We start from the raw sequence: 14,822 nt of genomic DNA, 5'->3' as shown, positions 1-14,822 counted from the left end.
AACCGGATGCAGATCGTTCTGCCGGTCGGTGGGTGCCGTCGCCAGTCGAAACCTGATTCACGCGCGCACGGGCTTTTTCAGCATCGCGAGCACTTCATCGACCATCGGATGATGGCGTTGGGTGTTCCATACGGCTGCTGCCGTCACGACCATGACCTTTTCCTTCAGCGGGCGAACGACCACGTTCTCCGGCGCCAGCTTGCGCATTGCAGCAGGCACGAGCGCCACGCCCTGACCACAACCGACGTACGCAATTTGCGAAGTCACCGATCGAACTTCATGCACGACGCGCGGCGTCAGGCCATGCGTGCGGCAGACCGACATCAGCATGTCGAAGTAGACGGGGCTGACTTGCCGCGCCGACATGATCAGTTGTTCGCCCATCAGCGATCGGAGCCGTACCCTGGGCATCGCCGCAAGAGGATGTTCCTTCGGTAGCGCCACGGCGAGGCGATCCTCCGCGAGCGGCAGCGTCGCGATGCCGTTTGCCACTTCGCCGTCGACGCGCACGAACGCGAGATCGAGCTCGCCGGCCTCCAGTGCGGGAATCGCGTCGACACTGTCGATCTCGTTGACGAACACGGTCAAATCCGGGTGCGCGTGCTTGAGCGCATCCAGCAGCGGCGGAACCGTATCGAGCATCGCGGACGTGATCGCGCCCACGTGCAGCACGCCCGACTGACCGGCCGCGACCTCGCGCACCACGCGTTGCAGCCGCTCGGCCTGCCCCGCGAATTGCCTGACGGCCGGCAGGATCGCGGCACCCGCGGGGCTGAGCTGCGTGCCCTGTCGCGAGCGATGGAACAACTGCATCTTCAGCGATTGTTCCAGCACCTTGATCTGTTCGGTCAGCGGCGGTTGCGACATGTTCAGCCGCTTCGCCGCCCGTCCGAAATGCTGCTCCTCGGCGACGGCGAGAAACATCCAGAGCTGCCGGATCAGCCGGTAGTCGATCGTATTGCTCATGGCGGGTGCGTCCAGGGTGGAATGATGCCGATGCCGTCACCGGAGCAGCCTCCGTGACGACGCATTGTCGCCGCTGCCAGCCGGCGACGGCGCGCTTTCCGTATTCCTGAAATCGTATCAGGCAGATACGAAATACGAAATTTACATACCACGCTGCCGAGGCGACGATGGCCCCACTTGTCAACGGGGATCAGCGTGATGAACCAGCCTTCCTTACTCGACCGCCTTGCCGCGCTCGACACGAACACCGTGTCGGATGCGCTCGACTTTCTGGGCCTGCCTGGTGCGACGGTCGGTTTGCGCCCGCTGTGGGCCTGCCCGAAGATCGTCGGGCGGGCCAGCACCATTCAGCTCGGTCCGAAGGCGGGTGCCGGGCCGACCGTGCATCTCATTTCGCCGGTCGTCGACGCGGTTGTCACGGACGACCGCGTGCTCGTGATCGCCGGCGGCGCGGACGGCATTTCCTGCTGGGGCGACATCCTGGCCAACGCGGCGACCGCCAGGCGGATCCGCGGCTCGGTGATCGACGGATCGAGCCGCGACATCGAAGGCAGCGAATCGATCGGCTACCCGGTTTACGGACGCGGCATCACGATGATCAGCGCGCGCAACCGTGTGGTACAGGTCGATTCCGGCACGCCGGTACAGATGGCTGGCGTGACCGTGCATCAGGACGATTACGTGATCGCCGACCGCTGCGGAACGGTCTTTGTGCCGGCGATGCGCATCGAGGACGTACTTGATCTCGGCGAGCGTATCGCGAAGCGGCAGGACGGCATGGTGGCCGCCGTGCGCGCCGGCCGCCCGGTCGCGGAAGTGATGCACGACAAGGAATTCGAAGCGATTGCGGCGCGCTGAGCGCGGATCATTTACCTGGAGTACTGGATATGACGAATCCGCGCAAGGCTCGAGCGGAAGACCGGGAATTGGTCGCGCTGTTCGCGGGCCTCGATACGCCCGGTGTGTCGGACGCGATGGACAAGCTGGTTCTGCACGGGCAGGCACTGGGTGTCATGCCGCTGACCGATTATCCGCACGTCGTCGTCGGCCCCGCGTTCACGGTCAGGTACGTGCCGGCCGGCGTGCCGCCCGGTACCGTCGGCGATTTCATCGACGACGTCGCGGAAGGCGATGTCGTCGTGATCGATAACGACGGTCGCACCGACTGCACCGTATGGGGCGACATCATGACCCAGTACGCGGGGCTGCGCGGCATCGCGGGCACCGTGATCGACGGCGTGTGCCGCGACGTGAACAAGGCGCTGCGCGACAACTACCCGTTGTTCACGGCCGGGCGTTTCATGCGTACCGGCAAGGATCGCGTGCAGGTCGAAGCGGTGAACGCCACCGTCGGGATCGGCACCGTGCGCGTGGCGGCGCGCGACATCGTCGTCGCGGATGCCAACGGCGTCGTCATCGTGCCGCGCGGCCGTGCGCGCGAAGTGGCCGAAGTCGCTCGGCAGATCGAAGGAACCGAATCGCGTATTCGCGAACAGCTCGCACTCGGCAAGACGCTCGGCGAAGCGCGCGCCGCGCTCGGCTACCACACGCTGCAAAGGAAAGCCTGATGTCCACGATCAACACCTATGGCGCGGACCTGCTCGACCAGGCTCGCGCGCTCGGGACCTCGACGCTTTACGAGGCGTCGGGTCTCACGACCAGTTCGGTCGATCCCGCCATTCGCACGGTATGGTCGGGCGCGTCGGTCGCCGGGCCGGCCTATCCGCTCGAATGTTCGCCGGGCGACAACCTGTCGATCCACATCGCGATGGAGCAGGTGCCGCGCGGCAGCGTGCTCGTCGTATCGACCGGCGGCTTCGTGTCGGGCTATTGGGGCGAAGTATTGACGGTGGCGGCCGAGGCGGCCGGCGTCGCGGGGCTGGTGATCGACGGCGGCGTGCGCGACATCGCGGCGCTGGTTGTGCGGCGCTTTCCGGTATTCACGCGCGGCATATCGATGCGCGGCACGATCAAGGCGAGCGCGCCTTCGGTCGGGCAGCCGCTCAGCTTTGCCGGCACGCCGGTGGCGGCCGGCGATCTGGTCGTCGCGGACGATGACGGCGTCCTCGTGATCCCGATGGCCCATGTCGAACGGACGCTGACCCAAGGGCAGGCGCGCGCCGACAAGGAAGCGCGGATGATGGACGCGTTGCGCGCAGGCCGCAGCACGCTGGACCTGATGGGCCTGACGAACTGGCGGGCCGCGCGATGAACGCACCGATCGACACGCTGAACCGCTTCCTGGCCGCGGCACGCCCGTCGGCCACCTACAAGGTGATGGACCGCGTGGCCGCACGGCGTGCCAGCGGTGCCGCGGTGATCTCGCTGAGCGCCGGCGAGCCGGACTTCGATACGCCCGAGCACGTGCGCGAGGCCGGCATCACGGCGATCCGTGCCGGCCACACGCGCTATACGCAGGTGGCTGGGCTGCGCGCGTTGCGTGAAGCGATCGCCGACAAGTTCCGTCGCGAGAACGGGCTCGACGTGGACTGGCGCGACACGCTCGTCTGCAGCGGCGGCAAGCAGGTGATCTTCAATGCGCTGGCCGCGACCCTGAACGACGGCGACGAAGTCATCGTTCCGGCGCCGTACTGGGTCAGCTATCCGGAGATCGTGCAGCTTTGCGGCGGCCGATCCGTTGCTGTCGCCTGCGGTGCGGAAAGCGGCTTCAAGCTCACGCCGGACGCGCTGCAAGCGGCGATCACGCCGCGCACGCGGTGGCTGATCCTGAACTCGCCGTCCAATCCGACGGGTGCGGTATACAGCCGCGCGGAACTGCAGGCGCTTGCCGACGTTCTGCTCGCGCATCCGCATGTGCTGGTGCTGTCCGACGATATCTATGAGCACTTGATTTTCGACGGCATCGAATTTTTTACGATCGCGCAGGTCGAGCCGCGCCTGCGCGAACGCGTGCTGACGATGAACGGCGTGTCCAAGGCCTATGCGATGACGGGCTGGCGCATCGGTTTCGGTACCGGGCCGCGCTGGCTGATCGATGCGATGGAGAAGCTTCAGGGGCAGCAGACGTCCGGCGCGTCGACGATTTCGCAGCACGCCGCATTGGCCGCGCTGACCGGGCCGCAGGATTTCATCGTGCACTCCCGCGCTGCATTCCAGCGCCGTCGCGATCTCGTCGTCGAACAGCTCAACCAGGCGCCGGGATTGCGGTGCGACGTCCCGCAGGGCGCGTTCTATGCGTTCGCGTCGTGCGCAGCGCTGATCGGCAAGACGACACGTGCGGGCGTGCGACTCGAAAGCGACGAAGACGTGGTGAACGCATTGCTCGACGAAGCAGGCGTCGCCACCGTGCACGGCAGTGCTTTCGGACTGGGTCCGTACATCCGGATCGCTTATGCGCTGGACGACCCGTCGTTGCAACGCGCGTGCACGGCGGTCCAGGACTTCTGCCGGACGCTGGCGGGCTGAACGTCGTTGTCCGGTTCCGGCAGTCCCGCCTCGGTCGGCGCATGTCGCGCCGAGGCGCGCGCTATGCCACCTCTACTCGGGAATCGACTGGATGACTGACGAATTGTCCCCGTCGCGGTTTTCGTTCGCCGTCGACAACACCGCACTGGACGTTTCGGCCATTTATCGCGGCGGCCACAAGACGCCGATCGTGTTCCTCCACGGCTTCGGTTCGACGAAGGAAGACTACGCGGATATCGTGCGCCACCGCACATTCGACGATCGGCCCTTCGTCGCTTATGACGCGCCGGGTTGCGGGGAAACGCGATGCGCGGACCTGTCGAAGATCTCGATCCCGTTTCTCGTCGAAACGGCGTTGAACGTGATCGACCGGATGGGCTTCGAGCGATTCCATCTGGTCGGTCATTCGATGGGCGGGCTGACGGCGCTGATGCTCGCGCACCGGTATCCGGAGCGCGTGCTGAGCTTCGTCGACATCGAAGGGAACATTGCCCCCGAGGATTGTTTCCTGAGCCGCCAGATCGTCGACCATCCGCGCGATAGCGCAGACCGCTTCCTCGACGATTTCATCGAGCGAACCCGTCGCGCGCCGGCCTATGCGAGCGCGCTGTATTCGGCCAGCCTGCGTCACAAGGTGCGGGCCGAGGCCGTCGGCGGGATCTTCCGTTCGATGGTCGATCTGTCCGACCACGGCGACCTGATGCGCAAATTCCTCGGGCTGCCGTTTCCGCGGATGTTCATGTACGGCGAGCAGAACGCGTCGCTTTCGTACTTGAGCGCTATCGAGGCGCAGGGTGTCGTGCTGTCCGAAATTCCGGATTGCGGGCATTTCCCGATGTATTCGAACCCGGTATTGATGTGGAAAGCCATCGCCGAATTCCATGCGCCCGGCGGTTGACGCGGTGCGTCGAGGCGGGCGGCGGACAGTAAGCGCGAGCGTTCGGACCGCATGCAGTCCGCTATGGGGCCGGCGCGACGATCGAATCGTGTCGCGTGTCGCGGAGGATCTCGACGAGTTTGTCGCGGTAGATATTCTTGTCGCCCGGATTGCGCGGTACGCAGACCCGCAGGTCCCGTTGCGACCAGGGTTCTTCGAGTTCGACGATGGCGAACTGTTCATGATCGCCCGGTTCGATGGCCGTTCGCGGCACGATGCCGATGCCGGCGCCGGATGCGACCAGTCGGGAGATCGCGCGATACCCGGAAACCTGGACGCGAACGTCCAGGCGTCCGCCGAGCGCCGCGGCATGATTCATCAGGAACGTATGCAGTGCCGCGCCCGATTGCAGACTGATGAACGGATGACCAAGGCATTGACGAAAGCCGACCGACGGCTGCGCCGCGAGCGGATGTTTGATCGGCGTGAGCAGGACGAGCTGGTCTTTCCGATAGGGTAGGAACGCCAGCGCTGGATGCTCGGTCTCGAGTGCGACCACGCCGACTTCCGCGCGACCGGCAACGACCGCGGCCACGATGTCGTGACTCGTGCGCTCTTCCAGCGTGATCCGGACGTTCGGATAGGCCGCGAAGAAGCGCGCGAGGTCGCCTGGCAGATGGGTGCTGATTGCGTTGTTGTTCGCGAAAACCGTTACGTGTCCCGACATGCCGAGCGAGAAAGGCCGCAAATCGGCATGCATCTGTTCGAGCTGGGCCAGGCATCGTCCCGCGTGCTCGCGAAACACGCGACCTGCCGGCGTCAGCGTGACGCCTCTTGCCTGGCGAGTCAGCAGCGTGACGCCGAGCGTTTCTTCGAGGTTCTTCATCCGCAAGCTGGCGGACGATGCGGCCAGATGGCATCGCTCTGCGCCACGCGACACGTTTTCTTCCTCCGCGATCGCCAGAAACACCTTCAGGTCAGTCAGGTCGTATGTCATACCATTCGCAGAATTCGAAAATACACGTGGAAAAAGCATAGCATCGACGAAATAAAGGGCGTTGTGCTGACGGATGAAACCAGAGGTTTCGTCAAATTCGAACGGATCGTTCGTAAAAGCTCGCTGTATCCGTTCCGCCCGTTCATCGATACTCGACCTTGCAAACTGGCAAGGAGGAGACACGAATGAACGGGATCAGGAACGATGCATCGGCGAGCCGGCCGCTCGAGGGGCTCGTCGTCGTCGCGATCGAGCAGGCACTGGCCGCACCGCTGTGCACGGGCCGGCTCGCCGAAATGGGCGCACGCGTGATCAAGGTCGAGCGCGCGGAGGGCGACTTCGCACGCGGCTACGACGATGCGGCCAACGGGCAGGCGTCGTATTTCGTGTGGACCAACCGCGGCAAGGAGTCCATCGTGCTGGACTTCAAGAATACGGAGGATGCCGAACTGCTGCATCGCATGCTCGCCGGCGCCGACGTGTTCGTCCAGAATCTCGCGCCGGGTGCGCTGGCCCGGGCCGGCTTCGGCAGCGATTCCCTGCGCGAGCGTTACCCGCGTCTGATTACGTGCGATATCAGCGGCTACGGCACCGATAACGAAGCGAGCAATCTGAAAGCGTACGACCTGCTCGTCCAATGCGAAAGCGGCCTTGCCGGCATCAGCGGCGCGCCGGACGCTTGCGGGCGCATCGGCGTATCGATCTGCGACATCGGCGCGGGCATGAACGCGACCATCGCCGTCCTGTCCGCGCTGGCGCTGCGCGAGCGGACCGGGCGCGGATCGGGGGTGTCGGTGTCGTTGTTCGACGGTGCCGCGGACTGGATGTCGATTCCCTATCTGCACGAGGTTTACGGGAAGGGCGCGCCGAAGCGCCTGGGTCTCAAGCACCCGTCGATCGCGCCGTACGGCGCATTCACCACGCGCGATGCGAACGATATCGTGATCAGCATCCAGAACGAGCGCGAGTGGCAGCAATTCTGCGTGCGTTTCATGCGGCGGCCGGAGCTCGGCACCGACCCGCGCTTCGCATCGAACACGGAACGCGTCCGCCATCGCGAAGCGCTCGACCGGATCATCGCGGACGCGTTTGCGACGATCGACGTCGACGAAGCGCTGGCGCGTCTCGCGGATTCGAACACGGCCTACGGTCAGGTGCGATCGGTTGCACAGATGGCGCGGCATCCGGCGCTGCGGACCTGGCCAATGGCAGTCGGCGGCGGCGCATTGCAGATGATCGCCCCCGCGGTGCAGGCGCCGTGGGATGCCGGGCATTTCGCGTCCGCGCCCGGGCTCGGCGAGCACAGCGAGCTGCTGCGGGCCGAATTTTCCATGGCACGCCTGGGGGTGGTCGCATGAGCACGGTCGACATTGGACATCTGCGCGAGTGGGTGGGCAAATCCCGAACCGATCACGACATTCTGTCGTCTCGCCACGCACGCTTGATGGCGGCGACGCTTGGGTGGCCTCAGTCCGATCTCGTCGAAGGTGCGGCGTTGCCCCCGCTGTGGCACTGGTTGTACTTCCTTAGTGGCGAGCCGCCGATCGCGCTGGGCCGTGACGGACATCCGGCACGCGGCGGCTTCCTGCCGCCGGTGACGTTGCCTAATCGCATGTGGGCGGGAGGGCAACTCGAATTCCATGCCCCCGCGCCGCTCGATGCCCGCGTCGAAAAGCGGTCCACGGTGGTGTCGGTCGACCACAAGCAGGGACGCAGCGGCGAGCTCGTGTTCGTGAAGGTGCTGCACGAGTTGCTGCACGAAGGTAACCGGGTGCTCACCGAGTATCACGACATCGTCTACAAGGGCGCGACGGGCGCCGGTTCCGCGGCGGCCAATGTCGAGATGCCGGTCGCGCAGCGCAGCCGCCGGATCGAGCCGGATTCCACGATGCTGTTTCGCTATTCGGCGCTGACGTTCAACGGACACCGCATTCATTACGACGCCGATTATTGCCGCGAAGTCGAAGGCTATCCGAACCTCGTGATTCATGGCCCGCTGAATGCGACATGGCTTGCGGCGTTCGCGGAGGAGGTGAGCGGCAGACCCGTTAAAGCATTCGGCTATCGCGGCCTGAAGCCGTCGATTCTCGGCAACGCGCTGACCCTCAACGCCGCGAACGACGGCGATCGGCTCGTGCTGTGGGTTGCGTTACCGGACGGCAGCGTGTCGATGCGCGCCGAAGCCACTTTCTGAGTCGCCCGGCTTACGACGCGATTCGATTCAAAAAAATCAGGAGACAGACGATGCAACAGCAATCCATCCCGTATACATCGCCGTCGGGCGACGTCGGCGCAGCTCGCCGCATCGAGCGCAGGGCCGCGCTCGCGAGCGTCATCGGCACGACGATCGAATGGTACGACTTCTTCATCTACGGTACCGCCGCGGCGCTCGTGTTCCCGAAGCTGTTTTTCGCGCACGGCAGTGCCGACGGCTTGATGGCGTCGTTTGCAACGATCTTCGTCGGATTCGTTTCGCGTCCGCTCGGCGGGGCGCTGTTCGGTCACATGGGCGATCGAGTAGGGCGGAAGTCCACGCTCGTCGCCACCCTGAGCCTGATGGGCATCGCGACACTCGCCGTGGGTTTGTTGCCGACAGCGGAGACGCTCGGTCCGCTCGCGGCCTGGTTGCTCGTGGCGCTACGCTTTCTGCAGGGTATCGGCGTCGGCGGCGAGTGGGGCGGCGCGGTGCTGCTGTCGATGGAGTCGCATACCGGCAAGCGGCGCGGCTTCATGGCATCCCTGCCCAATATCGGCGTGCCGCTCGGTCTGGTGGTCTCGGTGATCGTGTGGAGCGCATGCAGCCATTGGTCCGGCGATGCGCTGCTCGACTATGGCTGGCGGATTCCGTTCCTCGCGAGCGGTGTACTGCTGCTCGTCGGCCTGCTGATCCGGTTTGGCGTGCCGGAGACGCCGGATTTCATCGAGGCGAACAAGCAAGCGGATCGATCGAAGGGACCGCTCGGGGAGGCGATCCGGACGGAGTGGCGCGCGATCCTGTTGTCGGCGCTGATTCGGCCGAGCGAGCAGACCGCCTTCTACATGCTGACGACGTTCGCGGTGTTGTACGGGTCGAAGAATCTTGCACTCGGGAAAGAATTCATTCTCAATGCAGTGCTGATCGCGGCAGTCGTCGCCTGCTTCGCGTTGCCGTTCTTCGGCTACATCGCCGATCGCATCGGCCGGGCCAGAACCTATACGGCGGGTGCGATCTGCATGATGCTTTTCGCGTTCCCGTACTTTGCGATGCTCAATACGCGGCTTCCCGCAGCGGTGGTCGCGGGGACGGTCATCATCATGGTGATCCACGCTTCGATGTACGGATCCCAGGCGTCGTTCATCGCGGAGTCGTTCCCTGCACATATCCGCTATAGCGGAGCCTCGCTGGGCTATCAAGGCGCTTCGATCATCGCGGGAGGCCCCGCGCCGATGATCTCTCTCTGGCTCTACGAGACGTTCCACACGGTCTACGCGGTCGCAGGCTACCTGGCCTTCATGTCGTTCGTGAGCGCCGTGGCGGCACTCTATCTGGGGCGGAGCAACGCGCAAGGCAGCGTTGGCGGTTCGTCATTGAAATAAGTATCCGGATACAGGAATCGGAAATGTCATCCTCATCGGTATGGACTCCTCAGTCTTATCTGTTTGTCCCGGGAAATAGGTCGGAACGGTTTCCGGGCGCCCTGTCGAGCGGTGCCGACGCGGTCATCGTCGATCTCGAGGACGCGGTCGAACCCGCTGCGAAGGACGTCGCGCGAGAGAACGTCGCCGCGTGGGCGTCGCGCAGTCGCCCGGTCCTGGTGCGTATCAACGGGCGAGGAACGCCATGGTTCGAGCACGACGCGATGATCGGCGCGCTGGACGGCATCGCCGGGATAGTCGTGCCGAAGGCCGAGGGGCCGGATGACATTGTCGAGGTCGTGAGAAGGGCCCGGCGCCGGATCCCGATTTTCCCGTTGATCGAAACCGCTCGCGGAATGTGGTCGGCGCTGGAAATCGCGAAGGCGCCGTGTGTCGCGCGATTGATGTTCGGCACGCTGGATTTCATTGCCGATATGGGTACCGATGACCCCGGCGCAGCGCTGAATCCGTACCGCACGCAACTCGCATTGGTGTCGCGTGTGGCGGAAATCGAATCGCCGGTCGACGGCGTGACAGCGGATATCCACGATACGGATCGACTGAGCGCCGACACGCGAAACGGGAAGCAGCACGGCTTCGGCGCGAAGCTTTGCATTCATCCGAAGCAGATCGCGGCCGTGCATGCCTGTTACGGGCCCGGCGATCACGAACTCGACTGGGCTGCCCGGGTCATGGACGCCGTGTCGCGCGAAAACGGCGCGGTCATCACCATCGACGGGAAGATGATCGACCGTCCTGTCGTGCTGCGCGCACAGCGACTGCTGGCGCTCGGGTCGTACCGCCAGCAGTCGTGTCCGGAATGAACGATGCTTGCCGTGCCGGACGCGCCCGTTCGTCGAACCCGGCTCCGGCACCTGTTCGACGCGGGTCCGACAACTGCCCGCACATTGCAGTGCCCGCCGCGCCCGCAACGTCCTTTACGCGCGTGCCAATCGCCGTGCAGCCAGCAACCCGAGCGCGAGCAGCACCGCGACATACGCGGCGACGCTCGCCCACGCGCCGTGTTGCCAGAACGACCCGCCGACCGAACCGAGCACGCTCGACCCGAGATAGTACGCAAGCAGGTACAGCGATGCGGCGTGCCCCTTCGCGGATCCCGCGAGCTGGCCGACCCAGCCGCTCGCGACCGCATGGGCGACGAAGAAGCCGATCGTGACGAGCACGATGCCGACGACGATCGCGGCGAGCGAATGCGACAGCGTCAGCGCGAGGCCCGCCGCGAATACGAGAATGCCGCTGACCAAAACCGGTGCTCGTCCGAGGCGGTCGGCGAGCGCGCCTGCGCTCGATGAAGACACCATCCCGAACAGGTAGGCGCCGAAGATCAGGCCGCACTCGGTCGAACTCAGGTTGAAGGGGGCCGCGGTGAGCCGGAACCCTGCGTAGTTGTAGATCGTCACGAACGCGCCCATCACCAGGAAGCCGATCGCGAACACGAACGGCAGCCGCGCGTGACGCAGTTGCGCGTTCCACAGCCCCAAATGGTGGCGCAGCGTCAGATCGGTGCGCTTCACGAAGCGTCGCGATTGCGGCAGCAGCATCACGAAGGCAACTGCCGCGACGAGATCGACGATGCCGATCGTCAGCATCGCCGTCCGCCACGAGAAGTGCTCTTCCAGTGCGCTCATGCCGATCCGGCCGACCATGCCGCCGAACGCGGTGCCGCCGACATAGAGCCCCATCGAGAAACCGAGCCCGTCGGACGCGATTTCTTCGGCGAGATAGGCCATCGCGACCGCCGGGACGCCGCCCAGCGCGAAACCTTCGAGCGCACGCCAGACCAGCAGCAGGTTCCAGTTGGGCGACAGCGCGGCGAGCACATTGAACAGTGCGGCCAACGTCATCGACGCGAACATCAGCCCGCGTCGTCCGACGCGTTCGGACAGTGCGCCGGCGCACAAAATCGAGACCGCCAGCATCCCGGTCGACAGCGACAACGACAGCGAACTCGATGCCGCGCCCAGCCCGAACTCCCGTGCGAACGCGGGAAGCAGCGGCTGGACGCAGTACAGCAGCGAGAAGGTGGAAAAGCCGGCGAGGAAGAGCGCCAGCGCGATGCGCTTGTACGCGGCCGAGCGCGGGGAAACGCCGGCAGGTAGCGCATCGGGCGCGGCGTTCTGCGTTCCGGGCATGGATCGGGAAATCGAGGGGGAGGACATGGGTGCACTCGATGTGCGTTGGAATGCCTGAATTCTTGCGCACCGTCATGTATATGTCCAATATATGAAAGAAACCGTAGCGATATGTTTAACCACTGGCTGACGAGCCAGCCCGGCTCACCGCGAGGTCACGTAGCGAATGGAACTCAGGCATCTCCGATACTTTCTGGCCGTGGCGGCCACGTCGAATTTCACCAAGGCTGCCGAAACGCTCGGCATCGGGCAGCCGCCGTTGAGCCAGCAGATCAAGGCGCTCGAGAGCGAACTCGGTGTGGAGCTGTTCAAGCGGACCGCGCGCGGCGCCGAGCTGACGCTGGCGGGCGAGGTCTTCGCGGAAGAGGCGCGCCGCGTGCTCGACGATGCCGAGCGTGCGGCACGGGCGGCAAGGCGGGCTGCGCGCGGGGAAACCGGCCACCTGCGGGTCGGCTTCACCGGGACGGCGGCGTTCAATTCGAAAGTGTCGGATCTGATTCGCCGCTTTCGGGAGGCGTTTCCGGATGCGGAGCTGACGTTGCAGGAAGCGACCTCGGGCGTCTTGCTGGACGAGCTGGATGCCGGGCGCCTCGACGTCGCGATCGTGCGGCCGGAACGCCGTGTCGCCGCGACGTTGCGGGTGACCGACTGGGACGAGGAGCCGATGTATGTCGCGCTGCCCGTCGCGCATCGGTTGGCGCAGCGTCGGCGCATCGATCTGGCCGAGCTGGCCGACGAGTCGTTCGTGCAAGTGCCGCGGGAAGCCGGCAGCGCGCTGTTCGACGATATCGTCGCCGCATGCAATGCCGCAGGATTCGAGCCGCGGATGGCGCAACCCGCGCCGCAGATCGCGTCCGCGGTGACGCTGGTCGCGGCCGGACTGGGCGTGTCGGTCGTGCCGAAGGCGATTACGCAGGTGCAGGTCGCCGGGGTCGTCTATCGACCGTTCGCGGGTAATGCGCTGCGTGCAAGGCTGGCCATTGCGTCGCGATGCGACGAGCCGTCGGCGGTCGTTCGCAATTTTCTGTTGCTGGCGTAGCGGGGTGCGCCGAGGTGCTTGGGGCAGATCCGTCCCGCGTTGAATTTCCCGGTGCGCGCCGGGCTTGCATCGGCATCGTGTCGTCGAGTGCGATAAAAACAAAAAACCCGCGAGGCCATGCGCTGTCGCGGGTTTTTGAAAATGCTCGAAACGCGGAGAAACCGCATCATCTGGTGCCGACGGCGAGACTCGAACTCGCACAGCTTTCGCCACTACCCCCTCAAGATAGCGTGTCTACCAATTTCACCACGTCGGCACTGCACTGCAAGGGGCGCAATTCTAGCGTCACATTGCGCGTTTGTGAAGGGGGTATGACACGGTTGCGGTGTGCGCGAAAGCGATCCCGGTAGAATTCGGGCGATCGGTCCGACGATCATCGCAACCGCAACCCGTTTTCTCCCAGTGACCACCACTCTCGAACAACTGCAGGCCGGACAACTGTCGGGCGCCCGGCAACTCAAGCTCGCGTGCGGGCTGACCGAATTTCCGCGCGAGATTTTCGATCTGGCCGACACGCTCGAAGTGCTCGACCTGTCCGGCAATGCGCTCGCCGCGCTGCCCGACGACCTGTCGCGGCTGCACCGCCTGCGCATCCTGTTCGCGTCGGGCAACCGCTTCACCGCCTTCCCCGAGGTGCTCGGCGCGTGTGCGCAGCTCGACATGATCGGCTTCAAGGCGAACCGGATTCGCACGGTGCCGCACGGATCGCTGCCGCGCGCGCTGCGCTGGCTGATCCTCACCGACAACGAAATCGATGCACTGCCCGCCGAGATCGGCGGCTGCTCGCGATTGCAGAAGCTGATGCTCGCGGGCAACCGGCTGCGCGCGCTGCCTGCCGAAATGGCCGCATGCCGTGCGCTCGAACTGGTGCGCCTGTCGGCGAACCGGCTGGACGAACTGCCCGACTGGTTGCCGCGCCTGCCGCGCCTTGCGTGGCTCGCATACTCAGGCAATCCGTTCAGCGCCGCGCCGGAAGCCGCGGCGTCGGCCGGGCCGGAGGTCGCGGACGTTGACTGGGCGTCGCTCTCGTGCGAGCAGAAGCTGGGCGAAGGCGCGTCGGGCGTCATTTACCGCGCGCAATGGCGTGCGGACGGTCATGCGCCGCGCGCGGTCGCGGTCAAGCTGTTCAAGGGCGCGGTGACGAGCGACGGGCTGCCCGACTGTGAAATGGCCGCGTGCCTGCACGCCGGCCGCCACCCGAACGTGATCCCGGTGATCGGCAAGGTGCGCGGTCATCCGGACGGCACGCACGGCCTCGTGATGGAACTGGTCGATCCGGCGCTCGCGAACCTGGCCGGGCCGCCGAGCTTCGCAACCTGCACGCGCGACGTGTATGCGGCCGACGCGCGATTCGAGCCGGAAGAGGCCGTGCGGATCGCACACGGCATCGCGTCGGCCGCACGCCATCTGCACGCGCGCGGCATCATGCACGGCGACCTGTATGCGCACAACATCCTGCACGACGGCGAGGGCGGCGCGCTGCTGGGCGACTTCGGTGCGGCATCGTTCTACGACACGAGCGATGCACGGCATGGCACCCGGCTCGAACGGCTGGAGGTCCGTGCGTTCGGCCATCTGCTCGGCGAACTGCTCGCGCATTGCGCGCCGCGCCCATGGAGCGGGGCGAGTGACCTGGCAGCGCTCGCTGCGGCTTGTGTGAGCGAGGACATCGACACCCGGCCATCGTTCGACGGGATCGTCGATGCGCTGGCCGCGTGGAAGGTCTGACGGGGAGGGGCTGCCCGCCGT

At 65.4% G+C, this 14,822-nt stretch carries 14 protein-coding genes and 1 tRNA gene; 11 read left to right on the top strand and 4 right to left on the bottom strand.

Going from position 1 to position 14,822, the window contains the following annotated elements:
• Window positions 1-57: 57 nt before the first annotated feature.
• Complete coding sequence (locus ACM6JT_RS24520) at window positions 58-966, bottom strand: LysR substrate-binding domain-containing protein (protein ID WP_414857481.1); 909 nt, start codon at window positions 964-966, stop codon at window positions 58-60.
• A 198-nt stretch (window positions 967-1,164) separates the two neighbouring features.
• Between ACM6JT_RS24520 and ACM6JT_RS24515 the strand changes: the two genes are divergently transcribed.
• The 5 genes from ACM6JT_RS24515 to ACM6JT_RS24495 all read left to right on the top strand — a co-directional run bounded on the left by ACM6JT_RS24515 (window position 1,165) and on the right by ACM6JT_RS24495 (window position 5,290).
• Window positions 1,165-1,824 carry an RraA family protein gene (locus tag ACM6JT_RS24515; RefSeq protein WP_034180670.1) on the top strand — a complete coding sequence of 220 codons (660 nt, stop codon included), beginning with the start codon at window positions 1,165-1,167 and terminating at the stop codon, window positions 1,822-1,824.
• A gap of 29 nt (window positions 1,825-1,853) precedes the next feature.
• Window positions 1,854-2,534: an RraA family protein gene (locus ACM6JT_RS24510; protein ID WP_034180669.1), complete on the top strand. Its 681-nt coding sequence runs from the start codon at window positions 1,854-1,856 to the stop codon at window positions 2,532-2,534.
• Window positions 2,534-3,178, top strand: coding sequence for an RraA family protein (locus tag ACM6JT_RS24505; protein ID WP_034180668.1), 645 nt, complete (start codon window positions 2,534-2,536; stop codon window positions 3,176-3,178). The genes ACM6JT_RS24510 and ACM6JT_RS24505 overlap by 1 nt, the downstream gene beginning before the upstream one ends.
• Window positions 3,175-4,392, top strand: a complete 1,218-nt coding sequence (locus tag ACM6JT_RS24500) for a pyridoxal phosphate-dependent aminotransferase (protein WP_414857480.1) — start codon at window positions 3,175-3,177, stop codon at window positions 4,390-4,392. Before ACM6JT_RS24505 ends, ACM6JT_RS24500 begins: the two co-directional genes overlap by 4 nt.
• A 91-nt stretch (window positions 4,393-4,483) precedes the next feature.
• On the top strand, window positions 4,484-5,290 hold the full coding sequence (locus ACM6JT_RS24495; RefSeq protein WP_131946039.1) for an alpha/beta fold hydrolase: 807 nt from the start codon (window positions 4,484-4,486) through the stop codon (window positions 5,288-5,290).
• A gap of 61 nt (window positions 5,291-5,351) precedes the next feature.
• Here the strand turns inward: ACM6JT_RS24495 and ACM6JT_RS24490 are convergent, their stop codons facing one another.
• On the bottom strand, window positions 5,352-6,266 hold the full coding sequence (locus ACM6JT_RS24490; protein WP_414857479.1) for a LysR family transcriptional regulator: 915 nt from the start codon (window positions 6,264-6,266) through the stop codon (window positions 5,352-5,354).
• Between the two features lie 185 nt (window positions 6,267-6,451).
• On the opposite strand from ACM6JT_RS24490, the gene ACM6JT_RS24485 reads away from it, so the two are divergent.
• The 4 genes from ACM6JT_RS24485 to ACM6JT_RS24470 are packed head-to-tail and all read left to right on the top strand — an operon-like array spanning window position 6,452 to window position 10,705.
• Window positions 6,452-7,624 carry a CaiB/BaiF CoA transferase family protein gene (locus ACM6JT_RS24485; RefSeq protein ID WP_034180664.1) on the top strand — a complete coding sequence of 391 codons (1,173 nt, stop codon included), beginning with the start codon at window positions 6,452-6,454 and terminating at the stop codon, window positions 7,622-7,624.
• Entirely contained in the window at window positions 7,621-8,460 is an 840-nt protein-coding gene (locus ACM6JT_RS24480) for an FAS1-like dehydratase domain-containing protein (protein ID WP_034180663.1), read from the top strand. The genes ACM6JT_RS24485 and ACM6JT_RS24480 overlap by 4 nt, the downstream gene beginning before the upstream one ends.
• A gap of 50 nt (window positions 8,461-8,510) precedes the next feature.
• Window positions 8,511-9,842: an MFS transporter gene (locus ACM6JT_RS24475; protein ID WP_414857478.1), complete on the top strand. Its 1,332-nt coding sequence runs from the start codon at window positions 8,511-8,513 to the stop codon at window positions 9,840-9,842.
• Window positions 9,843-9,865: 23 nt separating this feature from the next.
• Window positions 9,866-10,705, top strand: a complete 840-nt coding sequence (locus tag ACM6JT_RS24470) for an HpcH/HpaI aldolase/citrate lyase family protein (protein ID WP_131946037.1) — start codon at window positions 9,866-9,868, stop codon at window positions 10,703-10,705.
• Between the two features lie 114 nt (window positions 10,706-10,819).
• Here the strand turns inward: ACM6JT_RS24470 and ACM6JT_RS24465 are convergent, their stop codons facing one another.
• Window positions 10,820-12,061 (bottom strand): MFS transporter, encoded by a 1,242-nt coding sequence (locus tag ACM6JT_RS24465; RefSeq protein WP_414857477.1) that lies wholly within the window; start codon window positions 12,059-12,061, stop codon window positions 10,820-10,822.
• Between the two features lie 139 nt (window positions 12,062-12,200).
• On the opposite strand from ACM6JT_RS24465, the gene ACM6JT_RS24460 reads away from it, so the two are divergent.
• Complete coding sequence (locus ACM6JT_RS24460) at window positions 12,201-13,073, top strand: LysR family transcriptional regulator (protein ID WP_034180660.1); 873 nt, start codon at window positions 12,201-12,203, stop codon at window positions 13,071-13,073.
• Window positions 13,074-13,244: 171 nt separating this feature from the next.
• Here ACM6JT_RS24460 and ACM6JT_RS24455 read toward each other — a convergent pair.
• Window positions 13,245-13,329, bottom strand: a tRNA-Leu gene (locus ACM6JT_RS24455).
• A gap of 146 nt (window positions 13,330-13,475) precedes the next feature.
• Here ACM6JT_RS24455 and ACM6JT_RS24450 point away from each other — a divergent pair.
• Entirely contained in the window at window positions 13,476-14,801 is a 1,326-nt protein-coding gene (locus ACM6JT_RS24450) for a leucine-rich repeat-containing protein kinase family protein (protein WP_105392217.1), read from the top strand.
• Window positions 14,802-14,822: the final 21 nt, after the last annotated feature.

Source organism: Burkholderia sp. IT-111MI5 (genome assembly GCF_949752865.1).
Taxonomy (GTDB): Bacteria; Pseudomonadota; Gammaproteobacteria; order Burkholderiales; family Burkholderiaceae; genus Burkholderia; species Burkholderia pyrrocinia_C.
This window is presented reverse-complemented; position numbering and strand designations above follow the sequence as displayed.